The sequence below is a fragment of the Novosphingobium sp. ERW19 genome (assembly GCF_012641315.1).
Taxonomy (GTDB): Bacteria; Pseudomonadota; Alphaproteobacteria; order Sphingomonadales; family Sphingomonadaceae; genus Novosphingobium.
The window spans coordinates 201675-222308 of record NZ_JABAIC010000008.1; the positions used below are offsets into that span (position 1 = coordinate 201675).

Below are 20634 nucleotides of genomic sequence, written 5' to 3' on the forward strand. Positions count from 1 at the left end.
AAGATGCCCGAGCATTGCTCGGGGCGTCTTCTCCTGATTCCAGATTCTAGGATTCGGAGCCCCAAAAGGCCCGGTTTATCGTGCTTTTGTCCGAGTCATTGTGAGATTGCGGGGGCGACTGGATGAGGCCTTGGGGGCTTCAGCATGTGCTGGCGGGGGCCATGTCTTGAGGAATCGGGGGATTGTGTGAGGTTTTGGGGGAGTTGCAGTTACCTTCTCCAAAGCGCGCGGTATCGCCTTCAAACACGGCCTTTTTTGTCCGTAGCTTGGCTGAGAGCCTGTTTTTACATGAGTCATGGGGGGAGTCCCATCGGGCTGGCGGTCTTTATGTGAGTACGCGGGGGCTTGGGCCGCACCTGTGGTCGCGACTGTGCGATAGCGTGTCGAGCCCAGCGGACCCTGTGCGAGACGGTTAATGTGAGGAACCGGGGGTGGGTGTGACAATATGAGGTCTTGGGGGATGGGTACGATCCTGGCTCCAGGTCGCGGTTTGATGCCGACAGAACAGGGCGCTATTTCTTGCAGCGCCGGGCTTGCGGGTCATGGCATTGCGACGACTACATGAGGATACGGGGGGTGCTCGATCGTGGTAGCAGACGTGACGACCGCAGGGCTCTGGGGCATGTCTGGCGTGCACGTCCCTTCCTGGCTTGCACGACCGGGCCGTGTTCGATCCGGCTTGTCTATGTGAGTGATCGGGGGGGATGTTCTCTTTGAGAGGACGAGATGTTACGCTCCTCACATGGAAGTTCATTCGGCCACGGAAGAGCTGCAGCTGCAAGAGGATCTTGAGGGTCTCGGGCGGACACTCAGGGTTGCCGATGTCATCCGCAGGCGCGATCTCGAGTTTGTCAGCAAACCCGGCGAGCTTGTCGAATCCGAATTTGAAACCGGTTCGCTCAGCGCGGCAGCGCGCAAGGCCTTCGCGCTGATGTTGCGCAGGGCCGGGCCGGACGCCGGGTCTGACAAGACATTCACCATCACGAAGAAGGAGTTGCGTGGCTCGCACAAGGGCAACGAGCGCATTCAGCCGGTCATGGACGAGCTGCTGCGGGTTATCGTTCGCATTCGCACGACGACGCGCAAGGGCAAGCCGGCGATCATGTCGCAGTCCCTTCTTGCCAGCTGTGTCGAGGAAGTTTCCGAAGATGGCCTGAGCGTCGTCGAGTTCGAATTCTCGGAGAACTTCAAGCGTGTGATCCAACGCTCCGATTATTATGCGCGGGTGAACCTGGGCGTGATGCTGGCGCTGCAGTCGCGCTATTCGCTGACGATCTATGATCTGGGTTGCCTGATCATCAATCGCCAGAATCGCACGGTGCGCATGAGCGTCGAGGAGTTGCGTCGCCGGATCGGCGTGCCTGAGGGGAGTCTCAAGAACTTCGCCGAGCTGCGGCGGGAGGTCCTGGCCAAGTCGAAGGCCGAGATCGATCAGCTTGCCGATTTCACGGTCGACTGGGAGGAGATCCGGGGCTCGGGGCGTGGCCGTCCTGTGCAATCGGTGAAGATGACATTCATGCCCAAGGATTCCTCGGCCCAGGAGGAAGCGGCGCGCGAGCTTGACCGGCCCAAAGTGGGACGGCGTGCGAGACGCGAAGGGACAACCGAGACACTGGAAGCCCTGGCACCTCCCCTCCCCCCGGCAAAGTCCCGTGAGCCAAGGAAGGCTCCGTTGCCACCTGCGAGCCGGCAGCTTTTCCCGGAAGGTTCGCTGCATTTCTGCGGGGACAATCGCCTGCTTGCGATCCTGGGTGATTTCGGCGGTGGCTGGCACAAGGACCTGATAGCCCAGGCTTATCGTCGCCCTTGAGCGAGGATAGGAAGCTCTCGGCAACCGCGTTGTCATGGGAGTTGCCACATCGGCTCGTCGAGTGCTCAAGGTTGTGAGCCCGGATGAAGGCTGCCCATTCTATGCTTGTGAACTGCGAGGCGTGTTCCGAGCGGATCAGCACCCGCTGCTTCGGCTTGCGTCGCCATACTGCCATGAGCAGCTTAACAGATGGCTGAAGTTGGGCTTCCCTTTCGTCAACCCCAGCGCGAGCTCCACCTCCCCTTCAGGAGTCACGAGCGGCAGATGGATTGGTGCATCTTCTGGCCGAGCGCTGTAGCCAAGGTGACGATCTTGCAATCGTCGACGAGAACCTGAGAGCGCAGGCGCATCGAATGCAACGCTGGGATGGCCTCACTGAGGTACCGCATCACGACGGCACTGTTAGACGTGACGGGCTCAGGCTGCATGGAGCTCCCCGAAATCAAGCAGTTCCTGCTCGCCATTACCCGCCCCTATACTTTGTCCGTCCCGGTGCCAGCTTTCGCGATCAGCCCTGCTTTCGCTCGGTTATGGTGGGCAGGTGTCGGATCGGCTCGATGGTGATCGCGCGGAAGTAGGTTTCGGCGCCTTCCGACTGGAGCTGGATCCTGCCAGCGGTCAGCGGTATGGTGCGGCCCTTGGCGTCCTTGGTGGTGAGGTTGGTCGCGGCCATCACCGGCACGCCGTTCACAACGTGGATCGACGTGTTCCCGAAGACATAAAGATCAAGCGAATTCCACTCGCCCAGAGGTTTCTCTGCGTCAGCGCCGGCATCGACGTTCCATGTCGGAAACGTCAGCCGCGATGGCAGGCCGCCTTTGAAGTAACGGCGACTCGGATAGGGAATTGAGGGATCATTGGCGACAGGAACGGTGGCGCCAACCCGCCAGTCGACTGTCTCGAACGAAGGCTTGCCCTTGGAATCGCCCACCGTCAGCAGCATGCCGACGGAGTGCGGCACCACCTCGAACTCGATCGCGCTCATCCATGTGCCGAAGAACGCACCATACGCGCCATGCGAATGATACAGTACCCCATTGTTGCGCGGCATCGGCGTCCATGTATTGGCACCCCACTTGTATTCCACGTGAAGGTGGTAGTTGCTGTAGGATCGTTTTGTCAGCAGCCCTCCGAACAGTTTGCCGCTGGAATAGATCGCAGGTGCGCCATCCTGCTCGACCACCTTGAATACACCGTAAGTGTCATGATTGAGGCCGATCGGCGCGCTGCTCGGCGTGCCATACGTGGTGGCAGGTACGGTGTAACCGAGCCAGCTGTCCCATCCGGACAGGTCTCGGCCGTTGAACAGCTTTGTCGGTGCCGAGCGATTGCGCGGCAGGTTCGTCAGCACGAGATCCTGCCTGCGATAGGTCGGGTCGTTGGCAATCGCCGCCTTCTGTTCGGGCGTCGAGCCATCCGGCGGACCATCGGCGGCAAAAGCGCAGACGGGCGCGAGGAGAGCAAGGCTTGTGGCAAACATGTTGCGGGTTGAGGACACGTCGGAAAACTCCGTTGAATGAGGAATGTCAGTGCGTCGATGCGTTATCGACGAGATCGAAGGGCGATGCCGTCAGCGCGATCAGCGCAGCGTCCGCCACCGGATCGATCGTCGCGGGACGCTCGCAGGTGGATTGAAGCTCGACCACAGTGCGCGAGGTCGCTGATCTGACGATGGCCTCCATCACTTCTACCGAGTGGACGATGAACTCGCCCCCGGTGCGGTGTCTGCTGCCGGTGCGGATCGCGAGCGCAAGATCGACCAGCCCGGCACCGCGATAATCGGCCACCACCCGCCCGGTGTGGTCATGGCGGTTTGGCGTGGCGAAGCCCTGGTCGGCGGTAGGAAGGTCTGTGCGTGGCTGCGGCGGTGCAGTCACCGCCGGTTGGCCACCGAAGAACATCGGGTCGGCCATCGCCAGTATTCCGTCGGAACCGAACAGTTCGCCCGGCCGCAGCGTGGGCACCACAACGTCGAGCGAGATGATGAAGCTGACCGACGCTTCGGCAAATTCAAGCACCGTGTTGAACGTGGTGTCGACCGTCACCGGGAAGCGCGTGCCCCGCCGGGCGCCGCGCAGGATCGTTCGCTCCGCTCTGCCCGCGCCCGAAACCGAAAACACCCGCTTTACCGGCCCCAGCAGGTTGATCCACATCGTCGTGTAATAAGGTCCCGCATCGAACGGCGGCTCGCCGCCCGGACGATAGAACGCCTCGGGGCTCGGGTGGAATAGCTCAAGTCCCGGCAGTCCAAGGAACGAAGAGCCGAATACCGGCTTGCCGATGGCCCCTGTATCGAGCGCCCTGCGCGCAGCCTGGTGCGCGCTGCCATAGAACGTATCGGGCGCCGAGCCGATCAGTAGGCCGCGGCTCTCGGCAAGGTCAGCCAACTGGCGCGCCGTCTCATGCGACAGGGCAAAGGGCTTTTCGGAATAGATATGCTTGCCCGCCTCCAAAGCGGCTGCATTGATCGCCTCATGCGCCACACCTGGAGTGAGGTTGACGACCAGTTCGATCGTATCGTCGGCAAGTAGCTCGTCGACCGTGGCCGCGCGTGCGCCGAACCGGGCAGCAGTTTGCGCAATGGCCTGCGGCGTTCGCGTGGCGATGGCACGCAGGTCAAGGGCCGGCGAACGAGCAATTGCATTGAGATAGACTGGGCTGATGTCTCCCGCGCCTACAAGCCCGATCCTGACAGGTTGCATCCATCCCTCCGTCGCAGCAGGGCACTCTCGCCCGTGACGCTGCAGACAATTGACTATCTAATCGATGATTAGATTGTGCCGCGCCAAAGTCAATCGATGCCGAACAGGCTATTTTGCGCGCGGATCAGCAAGCTGGCTGCCAGCGTCTCGCCCTCAGCCAGCCACGTCATGCGTCCGGGGGTGCGATTGATGGCATCAGTTGGATGGGTCAGCGGCTCGATGCAGAAGAATTCCGCGTCTTGTGCGACATACACCCCGGTACAGGACAGTGCCGGGCACGGTGTCATCTCGATCAGCAGATCGTCTGCTGGCCGCAGGACCGTTAGCACGCCTTGGCGCCCCTCCTGAATCGTATCGACCATGCGCGTCGTGACGGCTGCGCCTTTCCACCAGTCCACGGCGTCGCCTGCATCCACAAGCGTGAGTGGCAGTCCGTCTGGCGCAGTCTGCCATTCGTAGCGGTGCAAGCCACGGAAAACAGTGCTGCCATCGCCTGGGAAATAGGGATGAAATCCGAGTCCCGCTGGCATTCGTCCTGGGCCGAGATTGGTCACCTCCAGTCGCATCATTACGCCTTTGGCTCCCAACTCCAATGTCTGTTCAGCGCGATAGTGCCATGGCCACTCGCCATCGGAATAGCCATGGACCATCCGAATCGACGACATGTCGTGATCGATCACCTGCCACGGCCGCACCCAGCCATAGCCGTGCAACGCGTGGGGATGGTAGGCATCGGGAAAGTTGGATGACAGGCGATAGCTGACGCCGGCGACTTCAAATCGGCTGTCTGCGATGCGGTTGCAAAAAGGCACGATGGGAAAGCAGGCGGCGTCAAGGATGTGGTCGGTCCGTGCGGTACGAAGCACCGGCGAACCCTGCCAGAAAAGGCCACGCAGCGAACCGCCTACGCCTGGCGCAATCGCTACTTCGTAATCCCAGGCGGAAATCGTCCATTTCTTGTTACACTGCATCACCGCCTTTGATCACTGATCAGATTTGCAGGCAAGTCGCTTGCGAGCAGCCGAGCTGACACCTGCCCCCCCCCGCCCTACTTGGCGAGCACCTGCGCTTTCCGGCTGGCCAGCTGGCGGTTTGCTGTTAGGGAAGCTATCCGATAGCTCGCAAGCCTGTCCGGTCGCCCGAGAGATTTTATGCCCGCCAAGAAGCCGTATCACCGCGAAAACCTGCGCCGCGACCTGCTCGATGCGGGGCGTGAATATGTACGGCAACACGGGCACCACGGACTGTCCATCCGCACGCTTGCCCAACAGGTCGGCGTTTCGCCAGGGGCTCCCTACCATCATTTCCCCGACCGCCGCTCGCTCCTGTTGGCGCTTGCCATTGAAGGCTTCGAGGAAATGCTCGACGGGGCCGAGCAAGTCCGGCGCAGCACGGTTACCCCAGAGCAGAAGCTCAGTCGCATGGGCCTCCTGTTCATCCGCTTTGCTGAAAACAACCCGTTCCTGCTCGACCTCATGTACGAAAGTGAGCTGACCTCGCCGGTGCTCGACACCAAGCTGCTGGAATACCAGCTCCAAGGCCACTTCAACTTGCGGGACCATCTCCGCGCAGCAATCCCGGGCATCTCCGACGACGAGGCAGATTTGCGCGTGATCGCCTTCTGGTCGGCGATCTATGGCTTTTCTTCGATGCGCAAGAAGGGCGTGATCCGGCCTGGCCAGAGCATTGTGCCCACTGTCGATATCGCAGAGGCCATCGTCGCCCGCGCCACACTCGCCGCTCTGGCAGACTGATCCCCGGTACTGCTGCGGCGACTATCACGGCCTCGTGCCCGCGTCAGCATCTCCACGCCTGATCAGAGCACTGATTAGATTAACGCTTGACGCTGGGTTTATGCAAATCTAATCACCGATCAAATATCGGGCCTTCGGGACACCGACAACTATGATCGGGAGGGAATGCCATGAGAACGGCTGCCATTTTGCTTGCAACATCTGCCCTTGCGCTGTGCTCGCCGGCCCTTGCACAAGCCACCCAAGAACCCCAAGGTACAAGCCAAGCCGATGCGGCAGAAGCCTCCGAGCGCGGCGTGGGCGATATCATCGTAACCGCCAATCGCATCGAGACTTCGGCCCAGGACACGCCGATCGCGCTCAACGTCTATACGGGCGCGGACCTGGCCGATAGCGGGATCAATTCAGTGCGGGACCTCTCCGCGATCGATCCCAGCCTCAACGTCTCGAGTTCGAACAGCTCCGCGTACATCGCCGTGCGCGGTATTGCCTCGACCGACGTGACGGAACTGGGCGACCCATCGGTACCGGTTGCGCGCGACGGCTTTTTCACCAACCGCGCCTATTCGATCAACACGTCGATGTATGACGTTGCCCGCGTTGAAGTGCTGAAGGGGCCGCAGGGCACGCTGCAGGGCCGCAACTCGACCGGCGGTCTGGTCAGCATCATCACAAACCGGCCCAAGTTCAAGAACGAGGTCTCGGCCTCGTTCGAATACGGCAACTACGACACGACCAACGCCGACGCTGCCGTCAACCTTGCCCTGTCCGAGAGCTTCGCGCTGCGCGCCTCGGGCACTTTCCTCAAGCACGACGGCTACCGTCGCCAGGTCGGCTTGATGAAGTCGGCTGACAACGAGGACTTCAAATCCGGTCGCATCCAGGCTCGCTTCGCCAAGGATGGCTTGGATTTGTGGGTATCTTACCAGCGAGATGATCGCGATACCGATGGCGAGGCGGTCCTCAAGAACACATTGGGCGCGCCGCAGCCCAGCTTCGATCCGCTGCCTGCGTTCCGCAGCGATTCTCAGACACGCACTGTGCTCAAGGGCGAACGCATCCGTTGGGAAGCCAGCTACAGCGGCCTCGGCAATATCAACCTGATCTACTCGGGCGGGTGGGACAAGCAGCAGTTCGACTTGACGCTCGACGCTACTGGTCCGAACTATCCGGCCAACCGCCAGTATCTCAACACCCAGGCACCGACGACCTGGAACCACGAAGTTCGCATCAGCAACGAGAAGACCGGCAAGCTCTTCATCCAAGCCGGATACTTCCGCTTCACCGAAGACAACGCGCTTGCCGCCGGGCTCTACAACCGCGAGATGACCGGCCTGTTCGCGCCGGGCGGCCCGCTGTCGTTCGCGCCCAATGCCGACCAGTCGTTTCGCTATGGCATCGCCTTCGACTTTGCGGTCAAGACCAAGTCCGACGCGATCTTCGCGCAGGCCGATTATGACCTGACCGAACAACTCCAGCTCTCGGCCGGCGCCCGCTACACGTGGGACAACAAGTCTCGCACCGGCAATTCGGTGCTGCTCCTGCCCGCGCTGGCATTCCCGCTATGCGGCAACGGCTTCCCGGCGCCCGGCACCTGCCCGCCGTTCCCGATCGTCAATTCCGGCAATGGCGAGACCAAGGAAAGCAAGCCGACTTGGCATCTCGGTCTCAATTGGCGGCCAGAATCGGGGCGCCTCATCTATGCCAAGTACGATCGCGGCTACAAGTCGGGCGGCTTCAACTCGAACGGCTCGGTCGCTGCCACGCCCTATGGCGCGGAGCAGGTAGACGCCTTCGAAATCGGCACGAAGAACACGTTGATGGGCAATGCCCTGCAGCTCAACTTCGCCGCCTTCTACTTCAATTACAAGGGTTACCAGGCTCAGCAAAGCACCTGCCCGACATGCTCGACCGGCGTGTTCAACGTCGGCAGCGCCCGCGTGCTTGGCCTGGAAGGCCAGCTCAACGCCCGCGTTGCCGAGAACACGAAGCTCTACCTCAACAGCACCCTGCTCGACACGAAGTTCGGCGACAACATCATCGTCACCAACGGCAACAACCAGAACGTCGACATCAGCAAGAACCAGCTGCCCAACGCCCCGCATTTCACCGCCTCGATGGGCTTCGAACAGGGCGTGCCACTGGGCGATCACCTGCTGTCGTTCCGCGCTGACGGCAAGTACTCATCCAGCTTCTATTACTCGGCATTCAATCTGCAGCAGATCCGCTCGCCGTCCTATTTCCTCGGCAACCTGTCGGCAGCGATCGAGCCGAATGCCGGTGGCTGGAAGCTGCAGGCTTATGTCCGCAACGTCTTCAACAAGAACGTGCTGTCCTTCGCCGAGCAGAACTTCAACGGCTTCAGCGACAACTATCAGTTCCAGCCACCGCGCACCTACGGCGTGCGGGCGAGCGTGAACTTCTGATCTGACAATTGCATTCGGCATGAGGCGAGGTCCGGTGGGCTTCGTCTCCGGCCTTCCAGGAGCAAGACATGCCCGGTTCGTTCAAATACGGTGTTTCAACTTACAGCTACGTCGATGACTACGGCTCGGTCATGACGCTCGAAGACGCGTTCGACCATATCGCGGATACCGGCGCCACCGGCATCGAGATTCTGGGCGAGGGCCAGATCGAGGGCTATCCCCACCCTTCCAGCCAGTTTCTCGATCGCTGGTTTGGCCTGCTGGACAAGTACAAGCTTGAACCGACCAACATGTGCTCGTGGGTCGACATGCGCATTACTCTCCAGCGCAGCCTCACCGTCGAGGAAGGTGCGGCGGAACTCGAGCGCGACCTGCGACTTGCGCACCAGCTCGGCTTCAAGTTCCTCCGCCCGAAGTTCGGCGTGCTGTCGCATGATCTGATCCCCGAACCGCAGTGGGAGGCCTATACCGAGCGCAACCTCGACCTCGCCCACAAGCTGGGCGTGGTGATCTGCCCGGAAATTCACGCCCCCACGCCGATCAAGCATGAAGTTGTCGACGGTTACATCAACCTCATCGAGCGCACCGGCACGAAGAACTTCGGCCTGATGATCGACACCGGCATCTTCCAGGACCGGCCGCTGACGCACTGGGGCTCGCACCAGATCAACGAGGAAGCGCGCAAGCACATGGAGTTCCTCAACGGCATCAAGGTTCCGCCCGAACACTTCCTCGATATCGCCAAATACGTGGTATTCATCCAGGCAAAGTTCCACGACATCGACGAGAACCTCGAGGACCAGAACATCCCGTGGAAGCCGGTGATCTCGGCCATCAAGCGCTCGGGCTACTCCGGCTATCTTTCCAGCGAATACGAAGGTTGGCGCGCGCCGTGGCGTTCGATTGATCAGGTTCGCCGACAGCACGTGCTGCTGCGCAAGCTCGAGCGGGAGTTCGACGAAGGCAAGTTCGCCTGATCCCGTTTCGCACATAGAATTCCCGGAGAACACCATGCTCGAACATCAGCTCATCCAGAGCACCGGATTCCGCAATTTCGGACCCGTGGGCGCGCGCGAAGGCTTCGCCATCCGCATCCGCATCCCCAACTACCACGGCACCCGCCTGTCGCAGCTCGATGGCTTCGACGTGACGGTCGATGGCGTTTTCTACGATCACGAAAACAACCGTTTCGGCATCCGCGATGAAGTCTACACCATGGCCGAAATGCGTGAGGAAATTACCGCGCGCTGGGGCTTGACCGAATGGGGCGAAATCCTTGTCGACAAGCCCGGCGGCCTTGAACCGGGCGTCCACAAGATCGAGGTCGTCGCCCGCATTCGCTATTCCTACTTCCCGCCCGATGTGCACATCTTCCCGATGCATGCCGAACGCTATGGCACCATCTGCATCGCCTGACCCTGCTCCATCTAATCTCACGAAAGTATCCGCAAAATGACCCAGCAATACGGCCGTCAAGGCGATGAATACATCCTCACGCCAGAGGTGATCGCCCAGTACCATCGCGAAGGCTACATCACCTTGTGCGGCGTGATGACGGAGGAGGAACTTGCACCGCTGGAAGCCGAGTTCGAGCGCTTCATTCGCGGCGAAGTCAGCGGCATGGGCAAGGATTTCTGTGACATGTCCGGGCCATATGACCGTGAGTTCGAGAACTTCAGCCTCGTGAATGCGGTGCTGCCGCGTCACTACGAGCCAACCCTGCGGGACAACCTTTACGAACGGCGCGCAGCCTCGATATCGCGCCAATTGCTCGGGGAGAGCGCAACCCTCGATTACGACCAGTTCCTTGCAAAGCGCCCCGCAAAGCCCGACGCCGTGTTCACGATGCACCAGGACCTGGGATACTGGCCGACCGGCACGCCCGAGCCGCTGACTGCCACCTGCAGCCTCGCGCTTGACGACGCCGATCTGGAAAACGGATGCCTAAAGGTGGTGCCGGGCTCGCAAAAGCAGGGCCTTCGCCCGCACCGTCCGCTGATGGGTGAGGATCGCAGCAAGTCGCACATTCTCAGTGTTGAACTGACCGATGCTGATACTGTGGTCGATCTTCCACTGAAGCGGGGTGACATTACCGTGCATGACGAACTGATCGTTCACGGCTCAGGCGGGAACACGTCGCCGGACCGCTGGCGCCGCACCTATATCGTCGCTTTCCGCTCGAAAGCCTGTGTCGACTTCGAACGATCGATCGGCTTCACACATTCGCACAACGATACCATCACTTGGGAAACCCATCTGGGCGCGCTTACGGCGTGAAGATCGCGCCCAGGCTATCGCCTGGGCGCCGGTCACTTGGGGGCTAAACGCCGTTGATTGGCCAATACCGTTGGCAGACGTTTTCCGCATGCGCACTTGCTTAGCGGCAGTCACAAGTTAGGCTGCCGGAAACAGTCCCTTGTTTTCGTAAGGCGCCAGTGATGTTCGATTTTATCCGCAAGCAATTTGTCGATGTCATCGAATGGCTGGAGCAGCCCGGCGAATTGGCCTGGCGCGTGCCCTTTGCCGATCGCGAAATTCAGCACGGCGCGCAGTTGACAGTGCGCGAAGGTCAGGTCGCGGCCTTTGTCAATGAAGGCCGCGTGGCGGACTACTTCGGGCCGGGCCTCCATACGCTTGAGACCGCCAACCTGCCCTTGTTGTCCAATCTGATGAACTGGGACAAGGCCTTCAAGTCGCCGTTCAAATCTGACGTCGTGTTCCTCTCTCTGAAAGAGCAGCATGGCCTGAAGTGGGGGACAGCCCAGCCCGTCACCGTGCGCGATGCTGAATTCGGCGCGCTGCGCCTGCGTGCCTTCGGCTCCTATTCCTTCCGCGTCAACGAAGTTGCGCCCTTTATCTCGCGCGTGATGGGGACGCTGGCTGGCGTCGCGGTGCCCTCGCTCGAACCGCAATTGCGCGCCGCGATCCAGACCGCGATGGCCACGGCCCTTGGCGGCAGTGGCATTGCCTTCCTCGATCTGGCGGCAAACCAGCAGGCGCTTTCGGACCGGATCAAGCTTGAGGTCGACAAGGCCTTTGCGCAGTGGGGGCTGACCTGCCTTTCGTTCTATGTCGAAAGCGTTTCCCTGCCTGATGAAGTGCAGGCTCACCTCGACAAGGCGAGCTCCATGCGCGTGCTCGGCGATCTTGGCAATTACACCCGCTTCCAGGCAGCCGAAGCCATCGAGGATGCCGCCAATCAGGATGGCGGCGGCGTAGCCGGAATCGGCGCCGGGGTTGCTGCTGCCACGGCTTTGGGTGGCGCGATGGCCCAGGGACTGGGCCAGGCAGCGGCCCCCGCGCCTGCTCCCGCTGCCACCGAGGAAGATCCCCTCGCCACGATCGAGAAACTCCACAGGCTCGTGACCCTGGGCGCATTGAGCCAGCAGGAGTTCGATGCCAAGAAGGCCGAGCTGCTCGCGCGAATCCGCTGATTGCGCGTTCGCATTGGGGAAGCGGGACGTGATGAATTGCCCTTCGTGCGGAGCGCAAGTGCCGGTGCGAGGCGCCTCCCTTCCCTATGCCACGTGTCCCTACTGCCAGACACTGATCCTGCGCCACGGGCTCGATATCGAGGACGTGGGCAAGGTTGCGGTCCTGCCGTTCGATGTTTCGCCCATCCAGCTTGGCACCACGCTTATGGCCGATGGGCGCAGCATGGTCGTGGTCGGGCGGGTGCGCTGGGCTTGGGCCGGCGGCTCGTGGAACGAATGGCTGGCCATGGCCGATAGCGGCGCGCAGTACTGGCTGGCCGAGGCCGCTGGCATGTTCATGCTGACGGCCGAATGGCCGCAATTGCTCGACCGCGCAGAAGTCCGCGCCTTTGCGGAAGGCGGCACCTTCACGCCGGGGGACGTGATCGAAGTCGATGGACGCCAACTCTTTGCAAGCGATGTCAAGCGGGTCGAGTGCCTTGGCAGCGAGGGTGACCTGCCGATCCGCACGCAGATCGGCATGAAGATGACCAGCGTCGACTTCCGCTCGGCCAGTGGCGAGGTGCTTTCCCTTCAGCGCGACGACCGCGCGACGACGGCGTGGTTCGGCGACAGTTGGGATCTGGTCGCCCTCAAGCCCGGAAACCTGCGTCAGATCGAGGGCTGGACCGTTCCCGGAGAGCTGCGGTGACTGCGGGCACTTCGGGCGGCAATGCGGTCACTTGCCCCGCCTGCGGTGGCACGATCGAATTGCGCGCCGCGGGATTTACGGTCAACCTCGCCTGCCAGCATTGCGGTTCGCTGCTCGACGTATCGCGCCCCGAAGTGGCACTGATCCGCAAGTACAAGCGCGCCAACGAAAACTTTGCACTGGAGCTGGGCAAGCGTGGCACGCTGTTCGGGCAGGAGTGGGAGGTCGTCGGCGCGCTGCGCCGCAAGGACCAGATCACCATCTGGCAGGAGTTCCTGCTGTTCAACCCCTACCTCGGCTATCGCTGGCTGGTGGCCTGCGATGGCGAATGGCAATTCGGCACGATGCTGGCCGATCGGCCTCAAGGCCCTCGAGACAGGGTCTATTGGCGAAGCACGCCATTCACTCGACTGGGGCGAGACCAGGCAACCTCGACCACCGCAGTTGCAGGCGAATTCTACTGGCGAGTGAAGGCAGGCGACACGGCCAACGCAACGCTGTTCCAATCAGGCGACACGATGCTTTCGCGTGAGGTTTCGGTTGGCGAGGAGAACTGGACGCAACTTGTGCCGGTTCCGGAAGCCGATGTCGAAAATGCCTTTGGCGTGAAGCGTCGCAGCCTGCCCCGGCGCAAGATGGCAAGAGGACCGATGCTGTTCCGGCCCGCGATCGGCATGGAGCGGGACGATCTTGGCAACATGTTCAAGCTTGCCCTCGCCGTCTCGATCTTTGCCGCAATCGCAATGGCCGTGATCGCAGGGCCGAGCACGAGTGCAAGTACCTTGATCCAGGTTCCGGTCGGCGGCCAGATCGCGCCTGTCAAGGTCGGCACGATCACCGTGCGCAGGCCATGGCAGTTCGTCACCATCGAAGCGGACGCCAATCGTTTCGAGAACCGCTGGGTCGATCTCGAATACAACCTGGTCGATCGTTCGAGCGAGCAGTCGATCGATGCGTTCGGTCTGGTCGAACACTATGCCGGAACCGATTCAGACGGTGCGTGGAGCGAAGGCAGCCGCTCTGGCGATACCATGTTCGGCCACGTGCCGCGCGGCACCTACGATGTCTATGTCAGCGGATCGGCGCACGGCTGGCCAGTCGACCCGTACACCATTGATGGATGGGGATCGGTCGAGACAATCAATCTTTCGATCGAGGCCAGCACCGGCGCGATGTCGTGGGGGATGTGGTGGACGCTGGTCACCGCACTGTTCGCCTGGCCGCTGACCGTGCTGTGGTGGAGATTCCGCGACAGATGACCCGGCGCCTGATCCTCTACGCCCTGTTTTGCCTCGCCTTGCTGGCCGCAGCGCTGTTCGCGGCGTTCAACGCCTGGTCGTTCTACAGCGACGAGGAAGACCGTCCCGTCGCTTCGGGCCACGTCGGCCCAACGCACAAATGATCACCGGATCCTGAAAGGAGCCTGCCATGCTCACCGCGAACACCTTCCTTGCCACGATGCTCTATGCCGGCCTCGGTATCGTCATCTTCATTGTCAGCTTCGTGCTGGTCGACAAGCTGACTCCGGGCGAGCTGTGGCGCGAGATCATCGAGCGCAAGAACATGGCCGTTGCACTACTTGCCGGAGCGGTCGCCATCGGCATATCCAACATCATCGCCGCCGCCGTGCATGGATGAAGCACCGCTTGCCCAAGGGGATGCCGGGCAGGATGCAGCTCCGGCCTCGCTTGCGGTCATCCTGCTGGTTTCGGTCTTGGTCGTTGCCACCTGCGGCCTGATCTACGAACTTCTGGCAGGTACGCTTGCAAGCTATCTGCTCGGCGACAGTGTCACCCAATTCTCCACTGTCATCGGGACGTACCTGTTTGCGATGGGCGTTGGCAGCTGGCTCTCGCGCCATGTGCGTTCGGGCGAGATGGCGGTGTTCGTCCGGGTGGAAATCCTCATCGCCGCGCTGGGCGGATGGTCTGCTGCCGGTCTTTTCCTGCTGTTCCCGCTGGTGGGAGACTTCCGGGTTGCGCTTTATGCACTGGTGATGGCCATCGGCGTGCTGGTCGGGCTGGAAATTCCGCTGCTGATCCGCATCCTCCGGCACCGGTTCGCCTTCCGAGAACTTGTCTCCAACGTGCTGACTTATGACTATGTCGGCGCGCTGATCGCCTCGCTGTTGTTCCCGCTGGTGCTGGTTCCCAGGTTGGGCATGATACGGACAGGTTTCGTTTTCGGCCTTGCCAACGTCGCGGTTGCCATTGCCTTGCTGATCGCCCTGCGCCGGCAGGAGCGTATCGGGCGCGACATGGCGGTGGCGCTGCTGGTCGCCGCCTCGCTGGTCTGCGGCCTTGCCTTTGCCGATCGGTTGCAACGGTGGAGCGAAGTTGCGTTCTACAACGAACCGGTGGTCTATGCCCGCTCGACACCTTACCAGCGGATCGTGCTGACGCGCCAAAGCGGTGACTTGCGGCTCTATCTCAACGGCAACTTGCAGTTCTCCACGCGCGACGAATATCGTTATCACGAAGCACTCGTGTGGCCGGTTCTGGGCAGGGTTGCCACGCCCCGCCAAGTGCTGATTCTCGGTGGCGGCGATGGCCTTGCCGCGCGAGAGGTGCTGCGCGATGGCCGCGTTGGCCACGTTACGCTGGTCGATCTCGATCCCGAGATGACCCGCCTGTTCCGCGATACGCCACAACTGGCGCAGCTCAATGCCGGGTCGCTGGCCTCTCCCCGGCTCACGATGGTCAATGCCGATGCCTTTCGCTGGGTGCGCGAACAACAGCGCCAGTTCGACGCGATCATCGTCGACTTTCCTGATCCCACCGAGTTTTCGCTGGGCAAACTCTATACCGAGACATTCTATCGCGAGGTTGCCCGCCTGCTCGCCCCCGAAGGCGTGATGACCGTGCAGAGCACTTCGCCACTGATTGCCCCGCGCTCGTACTGGACCGTGGCCAGCACGCTCGAGGCCGCCGGGCTTAATGTGCGCGGCTATCACGTCTACGTGCCGAGCTTCGGCGAATGGGGCTTCACCATGGCCGCCCATGCCGCTCCATTGGATGTGGTACGCTTGCCGACGAACCTGCGCTTCCTCACAGCGGCCAGCGAACGGGCGATGTTCGATTTCCCGCCCGATATGGCGCGCCGCCCTGCCCCGGTAAACCGGCTCGACAATCAGGCGCTTGTGCGCAGCTTCGCCGAAGAGTGGGGCCGCTATGAAGGCTGAGCCGACCCGGCGGCAAGTGCTTGCTGGCGCTGCGGCAGGAGCGGGGGCGACGGCGCTGCTAGGAGGGTGCGGCGATACCCCCCTGCCCGGTACCCTCTCCGGCGCTGACTGGCAGCGGGGCCACCTCATCCGGGAAGGCAGGTTTCCGGCGCCATCAGGCCCCGTCGAGGAGATCGACATCCTGATTGCGGGCGGCGGCGTTGCCGGCCTTGCCGCCGGCTGGCGCCTGGCCGAGGCCGGCTTCACCCGCTTTGCCCTGTTTGAACTGGAAGACGCGCCCGGCGGCAACGGAAGATCGGGCAGCAACGCCACCAGCGCCTATCCGCTGGGCGCGCATTATCTGCCCGTGCCCAACCGCGAGGCCCGCGCGCTGCGGCACATGCTGAAAGGCTTCGGCATGATAACGGGCGAGGCAAACGGCACGCCGGTCTATGATCCGCTCCAGCTTTGTGCAGACCTTGAGGAGCGATTGCTGTGGCGTGGCAAGTGGCAGGAAGGCCTTGTTCCCCAGACCGCCCTGTCGAATGGCGACAAGGACCAGCAGGCGCGCTTCACCTCCGCGATGACTGGGTTTCGCGATGCCATCGGCCGCGATGGCAGGCCCGCGTTTGCCTCGCCCATGGCGGTCTCGAGCACGGATGAGCGGTACCGCTCGCTCGACCAGCAAAGCTTCGCGCAGTGGCTCGACGCGCAGGGCTATACCTCTGCCCCGTTGCGCGCTCACTTGCGCTATTGCTGCAGGGATGATTACGGCTCGGAGCCCGAGCATGTTTCAGCCTGGGCGGGCATCCACTATTTCGCCGGGCGTCGCGGCTGGGCCGCCGGGAATGATGGTGATCGCGAACTGACCTGGCCCGAGGGCAATGGCCGGCTGGTCCGGGCGATGGCCGACCGGATTACCTCCAATTTGCGAACAGCGCGGTCGGTGGTCCGGGTCGAAGCAGCCGGATCAGCGGTGATGGCCCATGTCTTCGATCATCGTGCCAATGTGACCAACCTTGTTCGCGCCCGCGCCGCCATCCTCGCCATGCCCCACTTCGTTGCCCAAAGGGTAGCGCCGCAGCACGCTGCCATGGGCCGGTTCAGCTATGCACCGTGGGTCGTGGCGAATGTCACGGTCAGCCGCCCGCCGCGTGGCAAGGGCGCACCGCTGGCGTGGGACAATGTCTCGGCAGCGAGCGAAAGCCTCGGCTATGTTGTCGCCACGCACCAGACCTCCTCGGCGGACGGCGGTCCCACGGTTTTGACCTGGTATCTCCCGCTCAGCCGCGAAACGCCGCAGCAGGCGCGCAAGATCCTGATGACGCGCAGCTTGGCCGCCTGGCAGCGGATGGTGCAGGATGATCTGCTGGCGATGAACCCCGATCTTCTGGGCGCGATCGAGCGGATCGACGTATGGCGCTGGGGCCATGCCATGGTGCGGCCCGTGCCCGGCTTTCTCTCCGATCCTGCCAGGACCGCCGCCGCGCAAGGTTCGCCCGCGGTCTGGCTTGCCCACTCCGATCTCTCGGGCCTTTCGCTGTTCGAGGAAGCGCATTATCGCGGTGTGACTGCCGCCGAGAGCGCCTTGGCCCATCTCGCGCATCCGTTTGAAAGTCTTGCCTGATGGCCCATCTCCCGGGCACGAGTGTCCACCTCATCGCCGATCTGGATGAATGCCACAGGCTCGATGATGCCGCGCATGTCGAACAGGTGCTGCGCATGGCCGCGAGCGTGGCCAAGGCCCATGTCGTCGGGGTGCATCTGCATCATTTCGGTGAAGCGATGGGGTTGACCGCGGTCGCCATGCTGGCGGAATCGCACATATCGATCCACACTTGGCCGGAGATCGGCGTCGCGGCCGTCGATCTGTTTGTCTGTGGCGAAAACGCCGATGCGGCGGCTGGCTTGGCGGTGATCGCCTCCATGCTCGGCGGCAGGATCACGCGGCAGCATGCCTTGCAGCGTCTCGGGACTGACAAACCCTGCCGCTTGCCCTAAGGGCGCGGCATGGAATCGTCGGTCACCGTCGCAGCACTTTATCGGTTCACGCCAATCGCGGACCCTGCCGCCTTGCGCGATGCGCTTGAAGGCACCTGCAAGGCGCAAGGCATCAAGGGTACGCTGCTGGTCGCCCACGAAGGCATCAACGGCACGATCGCCGGTAGCGCCGATGGCATTGCGCACGTTGTTGATTTCATCCGCGCCCAGCCAGACTGCGCCGATACCGACGTCAAGTACTCCCATGCATCTGGCATGCCGTTCTATCGCATGAAAGTGCGCATCAAGCGCGAGATCGTGACGATGGGCGTCGAGGGCATCGATCCGCGCGCCAGCGTTGGCACCTATGTTTCGCCGCAGGACTGGAATGCGCTGATTGCCGACCCCGAAACGATCGTGATCGATACCCGCAACGATTACGAAGTGGCAGCCGGCACGTTCGAACGCGCCATCGATCCCCGGACTGCCACCTTCCGTGAATTTCCCGGCTGGTTCCGGCGAGAACGCGAGAAGCTTTTGGGAGAAGGCAAGACCCCCAAGGTCGCGATGTTCTGCACCGGCGGCATCCGTTGCGAAAAGTCCACCGCCTTTCTCAAGGCCGAAGGCATCGATCAGGTCTATCACCTCAAGGGCGGCATCCTGAAGTACCTCGAGGAAGTGCCCGAAGAGGAAAGCCTGTGGCGCGGCGAATGTTTCGTGTTCGATGAGCGCGTGACCGTGGGCCATGGCCTCGCGCTTGGCAGCCACGTGCTTTGCCGCGCCTGCCGCCGCCCCGTTGACGAGGAGGGCCGTGCCTCACCGCTCTACGAGGACGGCGTTTCCTGCGCGGGCTGCTACGATGAGCGCACCGAGGAACAGCGCGCTTCGGCCCGCGAGCGCGATCGTCAGGAGAAGCTCGCGCGGGCCCGCGGCACAAGCCACATCGGCGCTACACGGACCTGACGAACGCCACGATTTCGTCGGTCAGGCGGCGGTCCGCCGTTCCGATGTGCATGGCCATGGAATAGTGATTGTGGCCGGACAGGATCATTCCGTTCGGCATAACGCCATGCCGTTCGAGACGCTCTGCCATAAGGCCAAGAAATTCGGCCTGGAAGCGTGGAGGATCGTACTGCGCACAGCAAACGAACAAGGGAATGCCGGTCGAAGCCACGGCCTCGCGCGGCATTTTCGCGTCGTAGTCCTCGTTCGGACCATAATACGGCTCGTCCTTGGCATCGAGCAGGGTGTAACCATACAGGCCCGAGAGCAGCACCACTCCGGCAACCGGCAAGTCGGGCCGTCGTTTCAGCGCGGTGGCGATGTGCACGGCACCCGCGGATGTGCCCACGACCACGATCCGCGCCGGGTCGCCGCCATGATCGCTCGCGTTGTTGCGAAGCCACTCGACCGCCGCCACTACGTCCTCGCCCCCTTGCGGCCAGCGCGCATCGGGCAGAAGCCGATAATTCATCGCCGCGCCAAGGAACCCGGCTTCGGCCATCGTCCGGGCCACGGCGGCGTTCTGCCACGAACCTGCATCGCCCTTGTCGCCAAGCCGGAACCCGCCCCCATGGACGAACAGGACGACCGGCAGGTCGTGATCGGCGACCGTACGATAAAGATCGAGGCGGTGCCGATCGTGTGGCCCGTAAGCACAATCGGCGGTCAGGACGGGCACGCGCGCGGCAAGCTCGCGCTGCTCGGCATCGAACAGCGCGCCGCAGGCTTCGAGCACTTGCGGGCCGAGCGCGCTGCCCATCGCGGCAATGGTATCGGAAGCCGACATCAAGCTTCGTCAATCACGGGGTTGGTGAGGGTGCCGACTTTGCCGATGGAGATTTCGGCGATGTCGCCTGCTTTCATGTAGAGGGGTGGGTTGCGTTTGTCGCCGACGCCGCCGGGGGTGCCGGAGGCGATGACGTCGCCGGGTTCGAGGGTGGTGAAGGTCGAGCAGTATTCGATCACGAAGGCGACGTCCCAGATCATGTCGGAGACGGGCTGGTCCTGGACGAGCTGGCCGTTGATGCGGGTCTGCACGCGCTGGTCGCCAAGATCGGGCAGTTCGTCGGGCGTGACGAGGGCCGGGCCGAAGGCGCCGGTGCCGGGGAAGTTCTTGCCCGGCGTGAACTGGATGTTGTGGCGCTGCCAGTCGCGCACCGAACCATCGTTGAACACCGAGTACCCGGCGACATGTTCCAGCGCCTTTTCGCGCGGGATGCGGCGGCCGCCCTTGCCGATGACCACGGCGAGTTCGCCTTCGTAGTCGAAGCGGGTGGTCTCGGGCGGGCGCACCAGCGGCTCGCCATCGGCGATCAGGCTGTCGGCCCAGCGGGTGAAGATCGCCGGGAATTCCTTTTGGTCGCGCCCCGTCTCGGCGACGTGGGTGGCGTAGTTCAGGCCCACGCAAAGGATCTTGTTCGGATTGGGGATCAGCGGCAGCAGGCGCACGTCGGCGCGGGCATGGGTCGCGGTTGCGGCAAGCGCGGACAGATCACCGGCCACGGCGTCCTTGAGCCATGCGGCGGCGCCCTGTGGCCCGAGGTCATGCACCGTCTCGCCCTCAAGGCGGCCGAAGCTGGGGGTGCCGTCAGGACGGCGGAAGCTGATGTAACGGGCCATGGTCTTGTCTCCCCTGAGGACGCCTTGTGCCTGCACCGCCGATCCTGCCAGCGCA

Annotated in this window: 20 protein-coding genes and 1 pseudogene; 15 read left to right on the forward strand and 6 right to left on the reverse strand. The window is 62.5% G+C overall.

Going from position 1 to position 20634, the window contains the following annotated elements:
• Positions 1-742: 742 nt before the first annotated feature.
• Entirely contained in the window at positions 743-1810 is a 1068-nt protein-coding gene (locus HGI46_RS16125; protein WP_168905065.1) for a replication initiation protein, read from the forward strand.
• 10 nt (positions 1811-1820) lie between these two features.
• On the opposite strand, the pseudogene HGI46_RS16130 reads toward HGI46_RS16125, so the two are convergent.
• From HGI46_RS16130 to HGI46_RS16145, 4 genes and pseudogenes are all read right to left on the reverse strand, one after another.
• Positions 1821-1991, reverse strand: a pseudogene (locus tag HGI46_RS16130) (IS3 family transposase); the annotation flags it as partial.
• A gap of 327 nt (positions 1992-2318) precedes the next feature.
• Positions 2319-3308, reverse strand: coding sequence for a DUF1080 domain-containing protein (locus HGI46_RS16135; RefSeq protein ID WP_206065777.1), 990 nt, complete (start codon positions 3306-3308; stop codon positions 2319-2321).
• 28 nt (positions 3309-3336) lie between these two features.
• Positions 3337-4512, reverse strand: a complete 1176-nt coding sequence (locus tag HGI46_RS16140; RefSeq protein ID WP_168905066.1) for a Gfo/Idh/MocA family oxidoreductase — start codon at positions 4510-4512, stop codon at positions 3337-3339.
• Positions 4513-4601: 89 nt separating this feature from the next.
• Positions 4602-5483 (reverse strand): aldose 1-epimerase, encoded by an 882-nt coding sequence (locus tag HGI46_RS16145; protein ID WP_168905067.1) that lies wholly within the window; start codon positions 5481-5483, stop codon positions 4602-4604.
• A 180-nt stretch (positions 5484-5663) separates the two neighbouring features.
• Between HGI46_RS16145 and HGI46_RS16150 the strand changes: the two genes are divergently transcribed.
• The 14 genes from HGI46_RS16150 (at position 5664) to HGI46_RS16215 (ending at position 18920) form a co-directional block, all read left to right on the forward strand.
• The gene (locus tag HGI46_RS16150; RefSeq protein WP_168905068.1) at positions 5664-6266 is read left to right on the forward strand and encodes a TetR/AcrR family transcriptional regulator; all 603 of its coding nucleotides are present in this window, start codon (positions 5664-5666) and stop codon (positions 6264-6266) included.
• Positions 6267-6562: 296 nt separating this feature from the next.
• A complete protein-coding gene (locus tag HGI46_RS16155) occupies positions 6563-8692 on the forward strand; it encodes a TonB-dependent receptor (protein WP_168905069.1) in 2130 nt (709 codons plus the stop codon).
• A 68-nt stretch (positions 8693-8760) separates the two neighbouring features.
• Positions 8761-9669, forward strand: coding sequence for a TIM barrel protein (locus HGI46_RS16160; protein WP_168905070.1), 909 nt, complete (start codon positions 8761-8763; stop codon positions 9667-9669).
• Positions 9670-9703: 34 nt separating this feature from the next.
• Entirely contained in the window at positions 9704-10108 is a 405-nt protein-coding gene (locus HGI46_RS16165; protein ID WP_168905071.1) for a DUF6379 domain-containing protein, read from the forward strand.
• A gap of 36 nt (positions 10109-10144) precedes the next feature.
• A complete protein-coding gene (locus tag HGI46_RS16170) occupies positions 10145-10969 on the forward strand; it encodes a phytanoyl-CoA dioxygenase family protein (RefSeq protein ID WP_168905072.1) in 825 nt (274 codons plus the stop codon).
• A gap of 161 nt (positions 10970-11130) precedes the next feature.
• Positions 11131-12126 carry an SPFH domain-containing protein gene (locus HGI46_RS16175; protein WP_168905073.1) on the forward strand — a complete coding sequence of 332 codons (996 nt, stop codon included), beginning with the start codon at positions 11131-11133 and terminating at the stop codon, positions 12124-12126.
• Positions 12127-12190: 64 nt separating this feature from the next.
• A complete protein-coding gene (locus HGI46_RS16180; RefSeq protein WP_240345012.1) occupies positions 12191-12817 on the forward strand; it encodes a DUF4178 domain-containing protein in 627 nt (208 codons plus the stop codon).
• Positions 12814-14076, forward strand: a complete 1263-nt coding sequence (locus HGI46_RS16185; RefSeq protein ID WP_168905074.1) for a DUF4178 domain-containing protein — start codon at positions 12814-12816, stop codon at positions 14074-14076. Before HGI46_RS16180 ends, HGI46_RS16185 begins: the two co-directional genes overlap by 4 nt.
• Positions 14073-14219: a hypothetical protein gene (locus tag HGI46_RS16190; protein ID WP_168905075.1), complete on the forward strand. Its 147-nt coding sequence runs from the start codon at positions 14073-14075 to the stop codon at positions 14217-14219. Before HGI46_RS16185 ends, HGI46_RS16190 begins: the two co-directional genes overlap by 4 nt.
• A gap of 26 nt (positions 14220-14245) precedes the next feature.
• On the forward strand, positions 14246-14455 hold the full coding sequence (locus HGI46_RS16195; RefSeq protein WP_118075499.1) for a DUF350 domain-containing protein: 210 nt from the start codon (positions 14246-14248) through the stop codon (positions 14453-14455).
• Positions 14448-15998: a polyamine aminopropyltransferase gene (locus HGI46_RS16200; RefSeq protein ID WP_168905076.1), complete on the forward strand. Its 1551-nt coding sequence runs from the start codon at positions 14448-14450 to the stop codon at positions 15996-15998. Before HGI46_RS16195 ends, HGI46_RS16200 begins: the two co-directional genes overlap by 8 nt.
• Entirely contained in the window at positions 15988-17604 is a 1617-nt protein-coding gene (locus HGI46_RS16205) for an FAD-dependent oxidoreductase (RefSeq protein ID WP_168905077.1), read from the forward strand. The genes HGI46_RS16200 and HGI46_RS16205 overlap by 11 nt, the downstream gene beginning before the upstream one ends.
• Entirely contained in the window at positions 17604-17978 is a 375-nt protein-coding gene (gene speD, locus HGI46_RS16210; RefSeq protein WP_118075495.1) for an adenosylmethionine decarboxylase, read from the forward strand. The genes HGI46_RS16205 and speD overlap by 1 nt, the downstream gene beginning before the upstream one ends.
• 9 nt (positions 17979-17987) lie before the next feature.
• Entirely contained in the window at positions 17988-18920 is a 933-nt protein-coding gene (locus HGI46_RS16215) for a rhodanese-related sulfurtransferase (protein ID WP_118075493.1), read from the forward strand.
• Here the strand turns inward: HGI46_RS16215 and HGI46_RS16220 are convergent.
• Entirely contained in the window at positions 18907-19746 is an 840-nt protein-coding gene (locus HGI46_RS16220; protein WP_168905078.1) for an alpha/beta hydrolase, read from the reverse strand. The two genes, HGI46_RS16215 and HGI46_RS16220, sit on opposite strands and share 14 nt — an antisense overlap.
• Positions 19746-20579, reverse strand: coding sequence for a fumarylacetoacetate hydrolase family protein (locus HGI46_RS16225; protein WP_168905079.1), 834 nt, complete (start codon positions 20577-20579; stop codon positions 19746-19748). Before HGI46_RS16225 ends, HGI46_RS16220 begins: the two co-directional genes overlap by 1 nt.
• Between the last annotated feature and the right edge of the window lie 55 nt (positions 20580-20634).

Excerpts from the sequence above, each read along its gene's own strand:
- HGI46_RS16125 (WP_168905065.1), top strand. The coding sequence starts at position 743 with ATGGAAGTTCATTCGGCCACGGAAGAGCTGCAGCTGCAAGAGGATCTT.
- speD (WP_118075495.1), top strand. The coding sequence starts at position 17,604 with ATGGCCCATCTCCCGGGCACGAGTGTCCACCTCATCGCCGATCTGGAT.
- HGI46_RS16160 (WP_168905070.1), top strand. The coding sequence starts at position 8,761 with ATGCCCGGTTCGTTCAAATACGGTGTTTCAACTTACAGCTACGTCGAT.
- HGI46_RS16195 (WP_118075499.1), top strand. The coding sequence starts at position 14,246 with ATGCTCACCGCGAACACCTTCCTTGCCACGATGCTCTATGCCGGCCTC.
- HGI46_RS16175 (WP_168905073.1), top strand. The coding sequence starts at position 11,131 with ATGTTCGATTTTATCCGCAAGCAATTTGTCGATGTCATCGAATGGCTG.
- HGI46_RS16170 (WP_168905072.1), top strand. The coding sequence starts at position 10,145 with ATGACCCAGCAATACGGCCGTCAAGGCGATGAATACATCCTCACGCCA.
- HGI46_RS16145 (WP_168905067.1), bottom strand. The coding sequence starts at position 5,483 with ATGCAGTGTAACAAGAAATGGACGATTTCCGCCTGGGATTACGAAGTA.
- HGI46_RS16165 (WP_168905071.1), top strand. The coding sequence starts at position 9,704 with ATGCTCGAACATCAGCTCATCCAGAGCACCGGATTCCGCAATTTCGGA.
- HGI46_RS16220 (WP_168905078.1), bottom strand. The coding sequence starts at position 19,746 with ATGTCGGCTTCCGATACCATTGCCGCGATGGGCAGCGCGCTCGGCCCG.
- HGI46_RS16150 (WP_168905068.1), top strand. The coding sequence starts at position 5,664 with ATGCCCGCCAAGAAGCCGTATCACCGCGAAAACCTGCGCCGCGACCTG.
- HGI46_RS16190 (WP_168905075.1), top strand. The coding sequence starts at position 14,073 with ATGACCCGGCGCCTGATCCTCTACGCCCTGTTTTGCCTCGCCTTGCTG.
- HGI46_RS16225 (WP_168905079.1), bottom strand. The coding sequence starts at position 20,579 with ATGGCCCGTTACATCAGCTTCCGCCGTCCTGACGGCACCCCCAGCTTC.
- HGI46_RS16200 (WP_168905076.1), top strand. The coding sequence starts at position 14,448 with ATGGATGAAGCACCGCTTGCCCAAGGGGATGCCGGGCAGGATGCAGCT.
- HGI46_RS16215 (WP_118075493.1), top strand. The coding sequence starts at position 17,988 with ATGGAATCGTCGGTCACCGTCGCAGCACTTTATCGGTTCACGCCAATC.
- HGI46_RS16205 (WP_168905077.1), top strand. The coding sequence starts at position 15,988 with ATGAAGGCTGAGCCGACCCGGCGGCAAGTGCTTGCTGGCGCTGCGGCA.
- HGI46_RS16140 (WP_168905066.1), bottom strand. The coding sequence starts at position 4,512 with ATGCAACCTGTCAGGATCGGGCTTGTAGGCGCGGGAGACATCAGCCCA.